This is a genomic window from Mesorhizobium robiniae (genome assembly GCF_040545535.1).
GTDB lineage: Bacteria > Pseudomonadota > Alphaproteobacteria > Rhizobiales > Rhizobiaceae > Mesorhizobium > Mesorhizobium robiniae.
In genome coordinates this window covers 221,158-236,562 of sequence record NZ_JBEPMC010000006.1, presented here as the reverse complement: position 1 = coordinate 236,562, position 15,405 = coordinate 221,158, and the positions used below count along the sequence as shown (strand labels likewise).

At 62.4% G+C, this 15,405-nt stretch carries 18 protein-coding genes; 12 read left to right on the top strand and 6 right to left on the bottom strand.

Annotation, left to right across the window (positions count from 1 at the left end):
• Positions 1 to 78: 78 nt before the first annotated feature.
• Positions 79 to 900 carry an SDR family oxidoreductase gene (locus tag ABID19_RS18355; RefSeq protein ID WP_354492383.1) on the bottom strand — a complete coding sequence of 274 codons (822 nt, stop codon included), beginning with the start codon at positions 898 to 900 and terminating at the stop codon, positions 79 to 81.
• 215 nt (positions 901 to 1,115) lie between these two features.
• Between ABID19_RS18355 and ABID19_RS18350 the strand changes: the two genes are divergently transcribed.
• From ABID19_RS18350 to ABID19_RS18325, 6 genes are all read left to right on the top strand, one after another.
• Positions 1,116 to 2,150 (top strand): cysteine synthase A, encoded by a 1,035-nt coding sequence (locus tag ABID19_RS18350; RefSeq protein WP_354492382.1) that lies wholly within the window; start codon positions 1,116 to 1,118, stop codon positions 2,148 to 2,150.
• Positions 2,150 to 2,893, top strand: coding sequence for an alanyl-tRNA editing protein (locus tag ABID19_RS18345; protein WP_354492381.1), 744 nt, complete (start codon positions 2,150 to 2,152; stop codon positions 2,891 to 2,893). The genes ABID19_RS18350 and ABID19_RS18345 overlap by 1 nt, the downstream gene beginning before the upstream one ends.
• A 36-nt stretch (positions 2,894 to 2,929) precedes the next feature.
• On the top strand, positions 2,930 to 3,781 hold the full coding sequence (gene sseA, locus ABID19_RS18340) for a 3-mercaptopyruvate sulfurtransferase (RefSeq protein ID WP_354492380.1): 852 nt from the start codon (positions 2,930 to 2,932) through the stop codon (positions 3,779 to 3,781).
• A 5-nt stretch (positions 3,782 to 3,786) separates the two neighbouring features.
• Positions 3,787 to 4,350: a GNAT family N-acetyltransferase gene (locus ABID19_RS18335; protein ID WP_354492379.1), complete on the top strand. Its 564-nt coding sequence runs from the start codon at positions 3,787 to 3,789 to the stop codon at positions 4,348 to 4,350.
• 98 nt (positions 4,351 to 4,448) lie between these two features.
• Complete coding sequence (locus ABID19_RS18330; RefSeq protein WP_354492378.1) at positions 4,449 to 5,006, top strand: OmpA family protein; 558 nt, start codon at positions 4,449 to 4,451, stop codon at positions 5,004 to 5,006.
• 191 nt (positions 5,007 to 5,197) lie between these two features.
• On the top strand, positions 5,198 to 5,665 hold the full coding sequence (locus ABID19_RS18325) for a DUF1203 domain-containing protein (RefSeq protein ID WP_354492377.1): 468 nt from the start codon (positions 5,198 to 5,200) through the stop codon (positions 5,663 to 5,665).
• A gap of 380 nt (positions 5,666 to 6,045) precedes the next feature.
• On the opposite strand, the gene ald is transcribed toward ABID19_RS18325, so the two are convergent.
• On the bottom strand, positions 6,046 to 7,161 hold the full coding sequence (gene ald / locus ABID19_RS18320) for an alanine dehydrogenase (RefSeq protein WP_354492376.1): 1,116 nt from the start codon (positions 7,159 to 7,161) through the stop codon (positions 6,046 to 6,048).
• A gap of 157 nt (positions 7,162 to 7,318) precedes the next feature.
• Between ald and ABID19_RS18315 the strand changes: the two genes are divergently transcribed.
• Positions 7,319 to 7,792 (top strand): Lrp/AsnC family transcriptional regulator, encoded by a 474-nt coding sequence (locus ABID19_RS18315; RefSeq protein ID WP_352930359.1) that lies wholly within the window; start codon positions 7,319 to 7,321, stop codon positions 7,790 to 7,792.
• Here the strand turns inward: ABID19_RS18315 and ABID19_RS18310 are convergent.
• Complete coding sequence (locus ABID19_RS18310; protein ID WP_354492566.1) at positions 7,789 to 8,391, bottom strand: 5-formyltetrahydrofolate cyclo-ligase; 603 nt, start codon at positions 8,389 to 8,391, stop codon at positions 7,789 to 7,791. The genes ABID19_RS18315 and ABID19_RS18310 overlap by 4 nt on opposite strands.
• Positions 8,392 to 8,644: 253 nt before the next feature.
• Here ABID19_RS18310 and ABID19_RS18305 point away from each other — a divergent pair, with 253 nt between their 5' ends.
• The gene (locus tag ABID19_RS18305; RefSeq protein WP_354492375.1) at positions 8,645 to 9,910 is read left to right on the top strand and encodes an NAD(P)/FAD-dependent oxidoreductase; all 1,266 of its coding nucleotides are present in this window, start codon (positions 8,645 to 8,647) and stop codon (positions 9,908 to 9,910) included.
• A gap of 172 nt (positions 9,911 to 10,082) precedes the next feature.
• Here the strand turns inward: ABID19_RS18305 and ABID19_RS18300 are convergent, their stop codons facing one another.
• Positions 10,083 to 11,075: a glycerophosphodiester phosphodiesterase family protein gene (locus tag ABID19_RS18300; RefSeq protein ID WP_435528753.1), complete on the bottom strand. Its 993-nt coding sequence runs from the start codon at positions 11,073 to 11,075 to the stop codon at positions 10,083 to 10,085.
• A 105-nt stretch (positions 11,076 to 11,180) separates the two neighbouring features.
• Positions 11,181 to 12,437: a cyclopropane-fatty-acyl-phospholipid synthase family protein gene (locus ABID19_RS18295; protein ID WP_354492373.1), complete on the bottom strand. Its 1,257-nt coding sequence runs from the start codon at positions 12,435 to 12,437 to the stop codon at positions 11,181 to 11,183.
• Between the two features lie 309 nt (positions 12,438 to 12,746).
• Between ABID19_RS18295 and ABID19_RS18290 the strand changes: the two genes are divergently transcribed.
• Together ABID19_RS18290 and ABID19_RS18285 are read left to right on the top strand one after the other, a co-directional pair.
• Positions 12,747 to 12,881 (top strand): hypothetical protein, encoded by a 135-nt coding sequence (locus ABID19_RS18290; protein WP_354492372.1) that lies wholly within the window; start codon positions 12,747 to 12,749, stop codon positions 12,879 to 12,881.
• 103 nt (positions 12,882 to 12,984) lie between these two features.
• Entirely contained in the window at positions 12,985 to 13,275 is a 291-nt protein-coding gene (locus ABID19_RS18285; protein ID WP_352930349.1) for a Dabb family protein, read from the top strand.
• Positions 13,276 to 13,302: 27 nt separating this feature from the next.
• On the opposite strand, the gene ABID19_RS18280 is transcribed toward ABID19_RS18285, so the two are convergent.
• The gene (locus tag ABID19_RS18280; protein WP_354492371.1) at positions 13,303 to 13,428 is read right to left on the bottom strand and encodes a hypothetical protein; all 126 of its coding nucleotides are present in this window, start codon (positions 13,426 to 13,428) and stop codon (positions 13,303 to 13,305) included.
• A gap of 152 nt (positions 13,429 to 13,580) precedes the next feature.
• Here ABID19_RS18280 and ABID19_RS18275 point away from each other — a divergent pair, with 152 nt between their 5' ends.
• Both ABID19_RS18275 and kdsA read left to right on the top strand, forming a co-directional pair.
• Positions 13,581 to 14,489 (top strand): VOC family protein, encoded by a 909-nt coding sequence (locus ABID19_RS18275; RefSeq protein ID WP_354492370.1) that lies wholly within the window; start codon positions 13,581 to 13,583, stop codon positions 14,487 to 14,489.
• Positions 14,486 to 15,316 (top strand): 3-deoxy-8-phosphooctulonate synthase, encoded by an 831-nt coding sequence (gene kdsA, locus ABID19_RS18270; protein ID WP_354492369.1) that lies wholly within the window; start codon positions 14,486 to 14,488, stop codon positions 15,314 to 15,316. Before ABID19_RS18275 ends, kdsA begins: the two co-directional genes overlap by 4 nt.
• Positions 15,317 to 15,405: the final 89 nt, after the last annotated feature.

Sequence of the window (15,405 nt, the reverse complement as noted above, 5' to 3'; positions counted from 1 at the left end):
TTCTCAATCTATGGCCGCAAAATGCAAACAGGCAACGGGATCCCGCCCCGGGGCGGGATCGCCAACTTTATGGCCGGCCTATTCGCTCGGAGGCTTGCGGTCGAAATTCAGCGGACGTGACTTCCAGCGGGTCGCGGTGCTGATGAACCATCGGCAGAATGGTCGCGGCAGGATGCTGAGCAGCTTCAGGCCCCAGCTTAGGCGACGCGGGAAGGTGACTTCGAAGCCGCCGGATTTGATGCCGCGCGCGATGCGGCGCGAGGCTCGATTGACGGGCATCAGCGCGGGCATCGGCAGCAAGTTCTTCTCGGTCAGCGGCGTGTCGACGAAGCCCGGGTTCATCACCTGAATGCGCACGTTCATCTTATCAAAGTCGTATTTCAGCGACTCCGCCAGGATATTGATCGCCGCCTTGGTGCCGCCATAAGCGGCCGTAGTCGGCCAGCCGAAATAGGCGGTGACCGAACCGACCAGCACGACATGGCCGCGGGCGCGGACGCGCATGCGTTCTATGACCGGCACCAGGCCATTGATGATGCCGAAGTAATTGACATCGAAGGACTGGCGAAACCCGCGGACGGTGAGGTCTTCGCCCGGGGTCGCGATATAGTTCCCGGCATTGAAGACGGCCAAGACGATGGGGCCGAGATCCTTCTCGATCGCCGCGACCGTCTTTGCCATGCGCGTCTCGTCGGTGACGTCGCAGGGATAGGCCGTGACATGGCCCGGCATCTGCGCCGTCTCGACAACCAGCGAGTCGATCGGATCGTCGTCGAGCGCCGTCACCGCGACGGTATAGCCTTGAGCCGCAAGGTCCTTGGCCAATGAACGGCCGATGCCGCTGCTGCCGCCCGTGACCCAGGCGACGCCGTGCTTCGGGTTGGCCCGATAGAGTGTCATGCTATGCCCTGCGACATTGTCTTAGCTTGTGCTCTAGCGGTGAAGAAATCGAATGGAAAGAGCGCTTTTCAGCGCGAGCTTCAAATGAATACCGGAACGCGACGTCTGCTTTCAGGAAATTGCACCCCAGAAATGCCGCTGGACCAGACAAATTCTTGCCTTGAAACCGAAGCTTCGGGTTTCTAGGGTTCCGCCGCAAGCATAAAGGAATCTCCATGCCCCGTTCTGTGATCGAAGCGATCGGCAACACACCTCTGATTCGCCTCAACAAAGCCTCGGAAGAAACCGGCTGCGAGATCCTGGGCAAGGCCGAATTCATGAATCCGGGCCAGTCGGTCAAGGACCGCGCCGGGCTGTTCATCATTCGCGACGCCGAGCAGCGCGGGCTCTTGAGGCCAGGCGGGATCATCGTCGAGGGAACGGCTGGCAACACCGGTATCGGACTGACGCTGGTTGCCAAGGCACTTGGTTATCGCACCGTGATCGTCATTCCCGACACGCAGAGCCAGGAGAAGAAGGACACGATCAAATTGCTCGGCGCCGAGCTGATCGAGGTGCCTGCCGTTCCCTACAAGAACCCTAACAATTATGTGAAACTGTCGGGTCGTCTGGCCGAGCAGATGGCGAGGTCCGAGCCGAACGGCGCGATCTGGGCCAATCAGTTCGATAACGTCGCCAACCGTGACGGCCACATCCGCACTACGGCGGAAGAAATCTGGGCCCAGACCGGCGGCAAGGTCGATGGCTTCGTTTCCGCCGTCGGGTCTGGCGGAACGCTGGCCGGCGTTGCGCTCGGGCTGAAAGCCAAAAACAAGGACGTGAAGGTCGCGCTCGCCGATCCGCTGGGTGCCGCACTCTATAGTTTTTACACCAGCGGTGAGCTGAAATCGGAAGGCAGCTCGATCACCGAAGGCATCGGGCAGGGGCGGATCACCGCCAATCTGGAAGGGTTCACGCCGGATTTCTCCTTCCAAATTCCGGACGGGGATGCGCTGCCGATCGTCTTCGACCTAATCCAGGAGGAGGGCCTGTGCGTCGGCGGCTCGACCGGCATCAACATTGCCGGCGCGATCCGGTTGGCGCGTGAAATGGGTCCCGGCCACACCATCGTGACCGTGCTTTGCGACTACGGCACGCGCTATCAGTCGAAATTGTTCAACCCGGAATTCCTGCGCGAAAAGAAACTGCCGGTGCCGGGTTGGATGGAACAGCGAAGCACAATTTCGGTGCCGTTCGAAAAGGTGGCGTGATGGCTTACAGGACGGATGCCCTGTTTCGCGACGACGCCTATCTCAGGGCGGCTGATGCCGTCGTTGTCGCCGTCAACCACCGTGGCGGCATCATTTTGGACCGGACGATCTTCTATGCCACGTCGGGCGGGCAGCCGGGCGATACTGGCACTCTCGAACGCGCCGACGGCAGCCTGATCGCTGTTGCCGCCACCATTACCGGCGAGACCAAGGACGAGATCATTCATGTGCCGCCGCCTGAGCAGGCGGTGCTTGAGATCGGCGAGCCGGTAAAGCTCGCCGTCGATTGGGAGAGGCGGCATCTGCTGATGCGCATGCACACAGCCTGTCATTTGCTTACCGTCGCATGCCCATTCCCGATCACCGGCGCCTCGGTTTCCGAGGACGACAGCCGCGTCGACTTCGATATTCCGGATGCCGGCTTCACTAAGGAAGACGTGACGGCCAGGCTGATGGAGCTGGTGCGAGCCGACCACCCGGTCTTTGTCAGGCTGATCACTGACGAGGAACTGGCGGCCAATCCGGGACTGGTGAAATCCAAGAATGTTCGGCCACCCATCGGCACCGGCAAGATCCGCCTGGTCTGCATCGGCGAGAACGCCTCGATCGACAGCCAGCCTTGCGGCGGCACCCATGTGATGAGCACTGGAGAAGTCGGCGAGATCCATATCGGCAAAATCGAGAAGAAGGGTCGCGAAAACCGGCGCTTCCGAATACGCTTTGGTCCGATGCCCACGGCTTGATATATAGATTGCCGAAGGCGGGGCAGGAGAAGAAAAATGGCCGAAGACAGTCCTTTCACCGTCGATGCGGACTGGTTGCAGAAGCGCCTCGGCGAGCCTGGCCTGACCATCGTCGATGCCTCGTGGTATCTGCCGGCACAGAAGCGCAACGCGCGCGCCGAATACGATGCAGCGCACATCCCAAACGCCCGCTTCCTGGACCAGGATGCGATCTCGGATCCCGATTCCCCGCTGCCGCACACATTGCCGTCGCCGCAGCATTTCGCCCAATATGTCGGCGCCATGGGTGTTTCGGTCGACGACACCATCGTCGTCTATGACGGTCCGGGTTTTTTCTCGGCGCCGCGCGCGTGGTGGATGTTCCGCGTCATGGGCGTGTTCCAAGTCTACATATTGGACGGCGGCTTCGACCGCTGGAAGGCAGACGGACGGCCGGTGACGTCGGAGCCGACGAAGATCGCGCCTGGGGTGTTCCATGCCGACTTCGATGCCGCTCGCGTCGCCAGCCTTGCCGACATGCGCCGGATCGTCGAGACCGGGGAAAGCCAGATCGCCGATGCACGTTCGCCTGGCCGGTTTGCCGGTACCGAGCCTGAACCTCGCGCCGGCATCCGTTCAGGCCACATGCCCGGCGCGCACAATGTGCCGGTTGCGGCACTTGCCGAGAACGGCGAATTGCTGTCGAAAGACCGTTTGCGCAAGGTGATCGAGGACGCCGGCATCGACCTGTCGAAGCCGGTTATCACCTCTTGCGGCTCAGGCATCACCGCGGCAGCGATCACGCTGGCGCTCGAGTCGCTCGGCCATACCGACAATAGGCTCTACGACGGCTCATGGACCGAATGGGGCGGGCTTGGCGATACGCCCGTGGTGACGGGCAAGGACTGACGGTGATGGAAAACGGAGCGCTTGAGGACATCGAGGTCACGGTAACGTTTCTCGAAATGCATGTGCCGCCGGCCTATTCGCCGCCGCTGCCGTACAATCGCCAGATCGCGTTGCTGAAGACCAAGGACATTCCGCTGCATTTCTACCGCTATTTGATGGATCGGGTGGGCCGCAAATGGCACTGGGTCAACGTGCTGCGGCTGAGCGACGAGGAGTTGTCCGCAGGCATTCACCGCGAGGACCGCGACATAAGGGTGCTGTATCTCGATGGCGCGCCGGCCGGTTTCTTCGACCTCAAGCCGCATCTGCCGGAGGAAGTGGAACTCGCCTATTTCGGTATGATGGAGCACGCGACCGGGCAAGGCATCGGCCGCTGGTTCCTCGGTGCGGCGATCGCCGCCGCCTGGTCGCACGGCCCAAGGCGGGTGACGGTTCAGACCTGCACGCTCGATCATCCGGCGGCATTGCCGCTTTACCAGAAACTCGGCTTTGCGCCGGTGGCGCAAAAGAAGGAGATCGTTCATCCAATGGCCTTCGCCGAGCGGGCGGCCAGTGTCATGCGACCGTGATTTCTCCCGAAAACTGAACTTGTTGTTCATCAATGCTTCAGCTTGTCTTTGCCATCTTGCCGGAATGATCAATGCGGCCGAGGCCGAAGGAGAAAGACATGCTGACCCGACGCAGATTTGCCGCCGCGCTGATTGCGGCACTTGCCGTGCCGACCGTTGCCGCCGCCCAGGCGACCACGCCTTCGGCAGCGACGATCGAGCGTCAGCTCGAGGCAGCGCCCCGAGTTAAGCTGCGCCCGAACCAGCGTGTCACCATCCGCGAATTCAAGAGGCGGCCGGACCTGCGGCGCATGGCCCGTTCGATCGATATCCAGTCGATCAATTTCGCGTTTGGCTCGGCAGCCATTTCCAGCTCGCAATACGGCAAGATCGAAAACATCGCCGATGCGCTTCAGCGCATCCTGCGGCGCGATCCCGGTGCCCGCGTGCTGATCGAAGGCCATACCGACGCGGTTGGCTCCTTCCAGTCGAACCAGATCCTGTCCGAACGGCGCGCCGCCGCCCTGAAGCGCACCCTGGTGCGCGAATTCGGCGTGCCAGGCTATGCGCTCGAAACCGTCGGCTACGGCGAGGAGTTTCTGCTGGTGCAAACGCAGAACGAGAATTGGCGCAATCGCCGGGTGACGCTGCGCCGCTTCGACGACTTCATCCGCTGAGCCTGTCCGAAAAACAGCATTGGCGGCCATCTGAGGCGTCTTCTGCGCTGCCGGTGCCATGGAGCTGGCAGGGATCACAGGGTTGGGCGCGGTCTCGATGCCCTGATGGACCGATCCAGCTTGGCAGGAATCGGGTGGGAAGCGCTGGCGCAGCGGCGTAATTTCCGGTCGACGACACCGGAGATTTCGCCATGACTATCCAGTTCAAAGCCTTGCCCACGGAAGATGTCAGAGCCTTGCAGCGCGGCGGGCCGGACGCCTACGGCCTGACACCGGAACGGAAAATATCCGACGGTGATGGCGTGCCTTGCCGTCACTGTCTGAACAACGTGGCCGCCGGCGAAGCCTATCTGATCCTGGCCTATCGGCCATTCCCGGAATTGCAGCCTTATGCCGAGACCGGGCCGATCTTCCTGCATGCCGAGGAATGCGAGCGCGCTGCCGAAGTCGAGGCGCTTCCCGAAATGCTCGAAAGCACCGACTACATCGTGCGCGGCTACGGCAAGGACGACCGCATCGTCTATGGCAGCGGCGGCGTCATTCCAACGGGCGCTATCGCTGCGCGGGCAGAGACGTTGTTCGAGCGCGACGACATCGCCTATGTGCATGTCCGCTCGGCGCGCAACAATTGCTATCAGTGCCGGATCGAGCGCGCGTAACGAGCCGGCGGTATTCAGCTGTCGTACGCCTGTCGCAATCTCGCGTTAGAAAAACACTGTCGATCGATTTGCCGACCGCGGATGAACCGGCGGGAAGTCTCGACATCCGAGGAAGCGGGGCTTTGGCTCCGCTTTTTTGTTGCCCCGCGCTACCGCCCCGGATTTCTCCTCCCCCAAAGAAAAAGCCCACCGGTCTTTCCGGCGGGCTTTTACTGTTGTCTGGACGGCTCTAGTTGAACTCATACTAGCACCTGCCCGCGCTGGCGGCTGTAACAAAAAAGCCACGGGCAAAGTCGCTCAATGAATCGCAAACCGTGAAATCTGCTGGTGGAAAACAGAGCCGCCAGGGGCGGCTCTGTTGGGAGAGGGATCAGCGGCGATCAGGCGGCGAGGACGGCCTTCGGCTCAACCAATTCATAGCCGAGTGCTTCGGCCACCGCCCGGTTGGTGATCTTGCCCTTGTGGACATTCAGGCCGTTGCGCAGATGATGATCGTCGATCAGCGCCTTCAGGCCCTTGTCGGCGAGCTGCAGGCCGTAATGCAGCGTCGCGTTGTTGAGCGCATGGGCCGAGGTGACCGGCACCGCGCCAGGCATGTTGGCGACGCAATAATGGATGACGCCGTCGACCTCATAGGTCGGTTCGGCATGGGTCGTGGCGTGCGAGGTCTCGAAGCAGCCGCCCTGGTCGATGGCGACGTCGACCAGCACGGAGCCTTTCTTCATGCCCGACAGCATCTCGCGCGAGACGAGTTTCGGCGCAGCGGCACCCGGGATCAGCACGGCCCCGACGACGATGTCGGCCGAAAAACATTCCTCTTCCAGTGCCTCGACGGTCGAATAGCGGGTATGGACGCGGCCGGCAAAGAGATCGTCAAGCTGGCGCAGGCGCGGGATCGAGCGGTCGATGATGGTAACGTCGGCGCCAAGGCCAGCCGCCATCCGGGCGGCATGCAGGCCGACGACGCCGCCGCCGAGCACAGTGACCTTGCCGGGCAATACGCCGGGTACACCGCCGAGCAGCACGCCGCGGCCGCCATTGGCCTTCTGCAGGGCGGTAGCGCCGGCCTGGATCGACAGCCGACCGGCGACTTCCGACATCGGCGCCAGCAGCGGCAGGCCGCCGCGGTCGTCAGTGACGGTCTCGTAGGCGATGGCCGTCACGCCCGAGGCCAGCAGGCCCTTGGTCTGCTCCGGGTCCGGCGCGAGATGGAGATAGGTGTAGAGGATCTGGCCCTCGCGAAGCTGAACCCATTCGTTGGGCTGCGGCTCCTTGACCTTGACGATCATGTCGGACTTGGCAAACACGTCGGCGGCTGTCTTGGCGATGGTGGCGCCAGCGGCGCGATAAGCGTTGTCGTCGGCGCCGATGCCGGCGCCAGCACCGGTCTCGACCAGCACCTCATGGCCATGCGCGACATATTCACGGACCGAACCTGGCGTCAAACCAACGCGGTATTCGTGGTTTTTGATTTCCCGAGGGCAGCCGACGCGCATGTTTTTCTCCTGATCCAGCCCTTTTGGGGCGTGTTCCCTGTTTAGAGATAGTGAACCACGAATCGTCCCGTAAGTGTTTGCGAATGCGCTTGCGCAGAAAGGCGCGGCTCGATAATCGTTGCGCAAAATAGCTGGATTATCGCAGGAATCCCGAAAAATGCCGCTCGACAGGATCGATATCGCCATTCTCGAAGCGCTGCAGAAAGATGGACGCATACCCAATGCGGCGCTCGCCGAGAAGGTCGGCCTGTCGCAGTCGGCCTGCTCGCGGCGGCTGGACAATCTGGAGAAATCCGGAACCATCCGCGGCTACCACGCCAGGCTTTCCAATGCCGCGCTTGGCCACCAGATGACGGCGATCGTGCATATATCGCTGTCGGGACAGTTCGAAAAGACGCTGTCGGATTTCGAGGCGGCGATCAAACGTTGCCCGAACGTCCTGTCCTGCCACCTGATGTCGGGGGAATACGACTACATCCTGCGCATCGCTGCGAAGGATCTGGTCGACTATGAGCGCATCCACAAGGAGTGGCTGTCGGCGATGCCGCATGTGACAAAAATCAATTCGTCCTTCGCCTTGCGAGAGATCGTCGACCGGACGGCTGTGGGGATGAAGCCGGAACTTGCCTAAGCCTCGAAGACCTCCGTCACCACCCGGCCCATCGGGATATCATGCGGCTGCGGGTAGATGGTGGGGATGCGCTGCAGCTCGTAGCCGACACCGATGACCAGCGGCTTGAATGGCATCGCCGCCAAGGTGCGGTCGAAGAAGCCGCCGCCATAGCCCAGGCGATAGCAGGCCGGATCGATGCCGACGATCGGCGAAATGACGATGTCGGGCAGCACCGGATCGCCTTCAGCCGGGATCGGGATATTCCAGACACCTTTTTCCAGCCGATCGCCCGGAACGTAGGCACGAAAGATAAGCGGGCGGGCTTTCTCAATGACAACAGGCAGTGCGGTACGGCCGCCGCGCTCATTGACGGAAGTCATCCAGGCCCGCAGATCCGGCTCGCCGCGGAACGGCCAGTAGAGGCTGACCATGCGCCCGGCAATGTCGCCGATCACGGCATCAAGCCCTTCGGCGATGCGCTGTGACATTGCCGTTCGTACGTCAGCGGGGACGGCAAGGCGGGCCGCAATCAGCCGTTCGCGTTCGGCCTTGCGCCAACGTCTTACGTCAGTCCAGTCGGATAGTGGCGCGTGGAATTCCGGGTCTAGCTCATGCATGAAGCAAGGCGGCGAGGCGTATTGCGCCGGACCGTCGTCATGATCGCTGTCCACGTTCCACTCCTGTCGTCTGTTTCGTTGAAATTATACCCCACGGCAGGACAGGGCATGTACATTCGCGACATCCTCGGGCGGACAGTCGGCAAAGCCGGGCGTTGTTGCGGTGCACAAAAGTATCTACATAAGTCTTGGCGAAACTGCTCTCCCGGCCAACCTGCTCTCCCGGCCAACCTGATCTCCCGGAGTGAATGAGATGAACCAATCCAGCCATCATGTCGTGGTCGTCGGGGCGGGTTTTGGAGGGCTCGAATTCACCCGCGCGCTTGACGATGCGCCGGTGCGCATCACCATGATCGACAAGCGCAACCACCATCTCTTCCAGCCGCTGCTCTACCAGGTGGCCACCACGGCGCTGGCGACCTCGGAAGTCGCCTGGCCGATCCGCCATCTTCTGCGCAAGCGCAAGGACGTGACGACGCTGCTCGCCACGGTCAGAGGTGTTGATCGTGCCGGCAAACGCGTACTGCTCGATGATGGCAATGCGGTTGCCTACGACACGCTGCTGCTGGCTACCGGCGCCCGCCACGCCTATTTCGGCCATGACGAATGGGAGCCTTTTGCACCGGGGCTGAAGACGCTGGAGGACGCCACCACCATTCGACGGCGCATTCTGCTCGCTTTCGAGCAGGCTGAGCGGGAAGCCGACCCCGCCAAGCGCCAGGCGCTGCTTACGCTGGCGATCGTCGGTGGCGGGCCGACCGGCGTGGAACTGGCGGGTACTATCGTCGAACTGGCGCACGACACGCTTCGCGGCGAGTTCCGCAATATCGACACGCGGCAGACGCGCGTGGTGCTGATCGAGGCCGGCGACCGCGTCCTTCCCAATTTCGCCCCGGAACTCTCCGATTACGCCAGCAAGGCGCTCGAGCGGCTCGGCGTGACGGTCGAACTCGGCCGGCCCGTCACGCGCTGCGATGCCGAGGGCGTCGTTTTCGGTGATACACACCTGCCGGCCAGGACTATCCTGTGGGCAGCAGGCGTTGCCGCTTCGCCGGCCGCCGAATGGCTGGGGGCGGCGGCGGACCGCGCGGGCAGGGTGCTGGTCGAGCCCGACCTGACCGTGCCGGGCAGCCCGGAGATTTTCGTCGTCGGTGACGCTGCGCACGTCTTGCGGCCGGATGGCCGCATGGTGCCCGGCGTAGCACCTGCCGCCAAACAGCAGGGCCGCCATGTCGCCGCCACGATCAAGGCCCGGCTTGCCGGTGACGCGAACCCGCGGCCTTTCTGTTACAAGCATGACGGCGATCTGGCGACGATCGGCAAGCGCGCCGCCGCGATCGATTTCGGCTGGATCAAGCTCACCGGCCGGCTTGCCTGGTGGCTGTGGGGCCTAGCGCATATCTACTTCCTGATCGGCTTTCGTAACCGGCTTGCGGTTTCGCTGAGCTGGCTATGGATCTACGTGACAGGTCAGCGCAGCGCGCGGCTGATCACCCAAGGCGACGACGACAGGAGCTGACGCCGCCGCCAGCGCGTATTCATCCGCTGCACCGTTGCCCGGAACCAGCGCCGTGTTCGAGACCGGTGCCAAGCGAAGAACTTTATCACTGAGGTGAAGTCGCTGGAGAGGCGAAGGCGAAGCGGGGTTTGCCAAGTACCGGATCACTCTCTGAAGACGAAGCTTTTGTCTTTCACGTCGGCGGCGCGAAACGCTGCTTGATCACGGGCATGACCAGATCCAGCGTATCCGTGGAAATGCCGCCGGAATAGCCGTCTGGCAACTGGTCGATCAGTTGGGGATCGTCGAGCCCCTGCGAAAAGCCGCCGCCGGCATAGGGGCCGAGCAAATAGATACGGGTGTCGACGCCATCCATGCGGTCGAGAAAACGGTCGGGCCAGCCCCATAGCCATCGGGCGACGTTGATGGGGATAAGCAGGGTGCCCTGCCGACAGGCCTCCGGGACGTAGCCGCTCCAGCCGAGCGCCGTGTAACGCAGGATACATTGGGTCAACGATGCGCGACTCAGCGTATGCATGTCCGGCAGCGCCGCCTTGACCGCCGCGATCGGCCTGTCGCCGCCATACACTGTCAAGCCGGCGCGCTCGGCTGGCGCCAGCGTGGCGAGCCAGGCGGCCAACGTCTCACCCTCTTTGGGGTCGTTGCTCTTGATGTTGATGTTGAAACGACGGTTCGGGAAGTGCTGCAGGACCTCGTCCAGCGATGGCATCATGCCGATCCCCTTGCCGCGAAACGGAAAGGTCTTGCCGCCATCCGCCGTATAGCCATAGCCGACATCGAGCGTCTTCAACTCGGACATGGCATGGGCGCGCGTTTCTCCCTTGCCTTCAGTGCGGCAATCCAGCGTCCAGTCGTGGAAGACAGCGAATTTGCCGTCTGTAGTCGGGTGGACGTCGAGTTCGAGCGCGTCCGCGCCAAGCGCGAAAGCAGCTTCCATCGAGGGTATCGTGTTTTCAAGGAAAGGATGGCGTGGCGGCAGCATGCGTTCGGCCGTGCAGGTGTCGGGGCCAAGATCCTTGCGGTCGAAATCCTGGGCCATGCCGCGATGGGCAAGCACCGCCGGGGTGCCGGCCGGACGGCTCGACAGCAGCGAGCTGTTGTTGAGCCAGATGCCGCTTGCGGCGACAAGAATGGCAACGAGGAAGATCGTCCGTTTGCGCATGATGTGATTCCAATTCTTGGCGCCGCATTTTGCGTCGGGATCGGACTTTTTCACGGCAGCCAGATGATAGCGTGGCCGCAAATCAAGCGATGATGTCGCCGAACTGCCCTAAGCCTTGTAGACCACCTGGCGGACATCGATGTAGCTGGCGCGGAAGCCGGCCTCACAATAGTGCAGGTAAAACTCCCAGAGTTTCTTGAAGCGGTCGTCGAAACCGAGCGGCACGATCTTTTCCCATGACGCCCAGAAGCGGTGGCGCCATTCGGCGAGCGTGCGGGCATAGTCGTCCGGGAAAATGCGCTCGCGCAGATGAGCGAGGCCATGGTCTTTGCCGAGCGTTTTCAGGATCGACGGCGTCGGCAGCATGCCGCCCGGGAAGACGTAGCGCTGGATGAAATCCGGCCGTGCGCGATAGGTGTCGTAGGCCTTTTCGTTGATGGTGATGATCTGCAAGCCGGCAGTGCCGCCGGGCCGCAGGCAATCCTTCATCTTGCCGAAAAACACCGGCCAGTATTTCTCCCCGACCGCCTCGAACATCTCGATCGAGGCGATGCGGTCGTAGGTGCCGGTCTCGTCGCGATAGTCCTGCAGCTTGATGTCGACCTTGTCGGCAAGTCCAGCCTTCTGGACGCGCGCTCTGGCGAAATCATGCTGCTCGCGGCTGATGGTCAATCCGGTGACGCGGCAGCCGATCTCGCGTGCGGCGAATTCGGCAAAGCCGCCCCAGCCGCAACCGATTTCCAGCACGTGGTCTTTCGCACCGACGCCCGTGTCCTTGGCCAGCGCGCGATACTTGGCGGCTTGGGCGCTTTCCAGATCGTTGGCGCCAGCCGCATAAAGTGCCGACGAATAGGTCATGCTCGGATCCAGCCATTCCCTGTAAAAGGCGTTGCCGAGATCGTAATGCGCTGAAATGTTGCGCTTCGAGCCGGTGCGGGTGTTTTGGTTGAACCAGTGGCGGACACGCTGGGCGGCGTTGATGAGCCAGCTGGCGCCGCCGGCGATGCGCTCTCCGATTTCCGAATTGACCACGAACAGTTCCAGGAAACTGGTCACGTCGGGACTGTCCCAATCGCCGTCCATGTAGGACTCGGCGATGCCGATAGTGCCGCCGGTGAAGGCGCGGCCGGGCAAGCGCCAGTTCTTGAGCACCAGTTCGGCGTCCGGACCTGGCGCCTTGCCGCCGACGAGCACGGCGCGGCCGTCCGGCATCCTCACCTTGAGCGAGCCGCGCGGCAGGTTCATCGCCGCCGACAACACCATGCGCGCCTTGGCCGGCAGGCCTTTTACCGTTTCGGCGAAATTGAATTCGTCCAGCCTGACAGCGTCGCCCGACGCAACGCTGGTGCCTTCCTTATGAGCCATGTCACGCCCCCGAACTTCTGCGGAGCCGGCGCAACAATGGCCAGTTTCCACACTCTGTCGTAGTTCATTCGCCAGGCCGCGAACGCGGCTCCCGATGAATCCCCGACATAATCTCTCACGTCCCCGATGCGAACTTCAAGGGGCAGGCCAGGAACTGACTGTGCCAAGCGGCGGCGTTCCTGGCTTTCGGGGTGTCCGACGCGGACATTCACCACGGCAAAGCGAGAAGGATCGGCGACGTTCGGAGAGAGCGACGACCAGCGCCGAAATCACTATGGCTGTAGCCACTGCCATGCGATAGTTTTAGCCATGCGTTACGTTATCGTCATCTGCGCCCTCACGTTCTTCCTGATCTGGGACGGGCTCTACAATCAGGGCCGCTATCTTGACACGACGGTCAGGGAGATAACGCGTACCGTGCGCTACATCACCAGCCTGGTGTAGGTTTCCTTTCCCGCTCGACGCGTGTCGCCGCGACATCGTTGCCGGTTGACGCGACCGCTTTGCCCACACAGAACACGCTTGCACATCGATCGAGGAGGCTGGGTTGATCCGGCATATCGTTTTCTTCAGCGCGCGGCACAAAGAGGATGTCGAGGCCGTACGCACGGGTTTGCTGGCGCTTGGCAATATCCCGCATTCCCGTCTTTTCGAAGTGACGCTCAACACCAAGGTCGACCCGCTTTCGGACGAAATCGACGTGGTCGTCTATGCCGAGTTCGAAGATGATGCCGCTCTGGCCGCCTACAAGGCGCATCCGCTCTATGCCGAGACGACCAGCCAGGTCAAACCGTTGCGCGAATTGCGATATTCGGCGGATGTCGTGGCGGCGCCCTGAAGGGAGAAGCAACCGAACGCGCGTCGCTTACTCTGTCTGGGCGGCGGTCGGTTCGGTCAGATCGGCGCCGGGCCGCTTCGGCGCGTTCCAGACCAGCATGGCAAGAACAGCCATTGCGACGACCGCTGCCGCTACGAACAATGTCTTTCTCATTAGGATCACGTAGGTTGATTTCCAGCGGCGGCAAGTATTCAGGGGCTCGCGTACCGATGCCGCGCAATCGGCAATCTGGATCCTGGCGCGTCAGGCGAAGCTCTTGAACCAACCTCCAGAATGATGCACACCGCGCCGGAATGACCGAGACAATGCCAGCAGGCCCTCATTCGCCGAGCGCTTATCCGCCAGGCCCTTACCCGCTTGACCATCTTGTGCTGCCTACCGCGAGCCTCGATGGGGCACGGGCGCGGCTCAATTCGCTTGGCTTTGTCGTGGCGCCGACCGGTGTCCATCCTTTCGGGACGGAAAACTGCTGCGTCTTCCTTGAAGACGCCACCTATCTCGAGCCGCTGGCGGTGGGCAACGCGCAAGCGGCGGCGAAAGCGATTGCGGACGGCAACGTCTTCGTCGCGCGGGATCGCGCCTATCGCGACAAGCGCGGCGACGAGGGATTTTCCGCCCTTGTCCTGGGCACCGGAAATGCGGATGCCGATCATATGCGCTATGTCGAAGCCGGCCTGTCGGCCGGAGACATGCTGAGCTTTTCACGCGCCTTCGCTGACGCAGCTGGAAAGAGCGACACAGCATCGTTCAAACTGGCCTTCGCCTCCGGTGCCGGGGCGAAGGACGCATTCCTGTTCGCCTGCGAGCGGATCAATCCACCGAAAGTGGACCGCACCGCATTGCAGGCCCATGCCAATGGCGCAACCGGCATCATCGAAGTCGTGGCGGTCAGCGACCAGCCATCCGAACAGCATCGATTGATCTCGATCGTGGCGCGGGGTCCCGCGTCCGGACAGGGGAGCACCGCGATTGGCCTGCCGAACGCGACCTTGACCCTGCTTGAGCCCGCCGCTTTCGAAGCGCGCTTCGGCATACCTGCCGGCGCGCCATCGGAACTCCGCTTTGCGGCGGTGGTCTTCTCAGTTCGCCGCGCAGACACGGTCGCAGGGCTGCTTGCAGCCTGTTCCGTCGAATACGACATACGCGGCAACGATATTGTCGTGCGGCCGGCACCCGGGCAGGGTGCGGCCTTCATCTTCCGGGAGATCGCATGAGCAAGCCCAATTCGTCTGTAACCGTCGGCAATGTCGTCTTCGGCAACTCCGCGCCGCTGTCGCTGATTGCCGGCCCGTGCCAGCTTGAATCGCGCCAGCACGCCTTCGACATGGCGGGCGCGCTGAAGGAACTGACTGAGAAGCTGGGGCTGGGTCTCGTCTACAAGACCAGCTACGACAAGGCTAACCGCACCTCGCTTGGCGGCACGCGCGGCGCCGGGCTCGATGCGGCGCTGCCGGTCTTCGACGATCTGCGCAAGGCGTTTTCGCTGCCGATCCTCACCGATATCCACACCGAGGAACAGTGCGCGGTTGTGGCGCCGCATGTCGATATCCTGCAGATTCCGGCTTTCCTCAGCCGCCAGACCGATCTGCTGATCGCGGCGGCAAGAACCGGCAAGGTCGTGAATGTGAAGAAGGGCCAGTTCCTCGCGCCGTGGGACATGAAGAACGTCGTCGCCAAGATCACTGGTTCCGGCAACGCCAACGTGCTGGTTACCGAGCGCGGTGCGTCCTTCGGCTACAACACACTGGTGTCCGATATGCGCGCCCTGCCGATTATGGCCGAGACCGGCGCACCGGTTATTTTCGACGCCACGCATTCCGTGCAGCAGCCAGGCGGGCAGGGCGGCTCTACGGGTGGCGATCGGCGCTTTGTCGAGACGCTGGCGCGCGCCGCGGTTGCGGTCGGTGTCGCCGGCGTCTTCATCGAGACGCACCAGAATCCCGACAACGCACCCTCCGACGGCCCCAATATGGTGCCGCTGAAGGATCTTCCGGCCCTGCTTGAAAGGCTGATGGCATTCGACCGCGTCGCCAAGGGCTGAGAATGCCCAGGATCCGGAGCTAGATCCCGACTCCTAAAGGGGTTGTGGCCAGCAACTGCCGATTGTACGCTGTCCAGGCAACTGAGTAC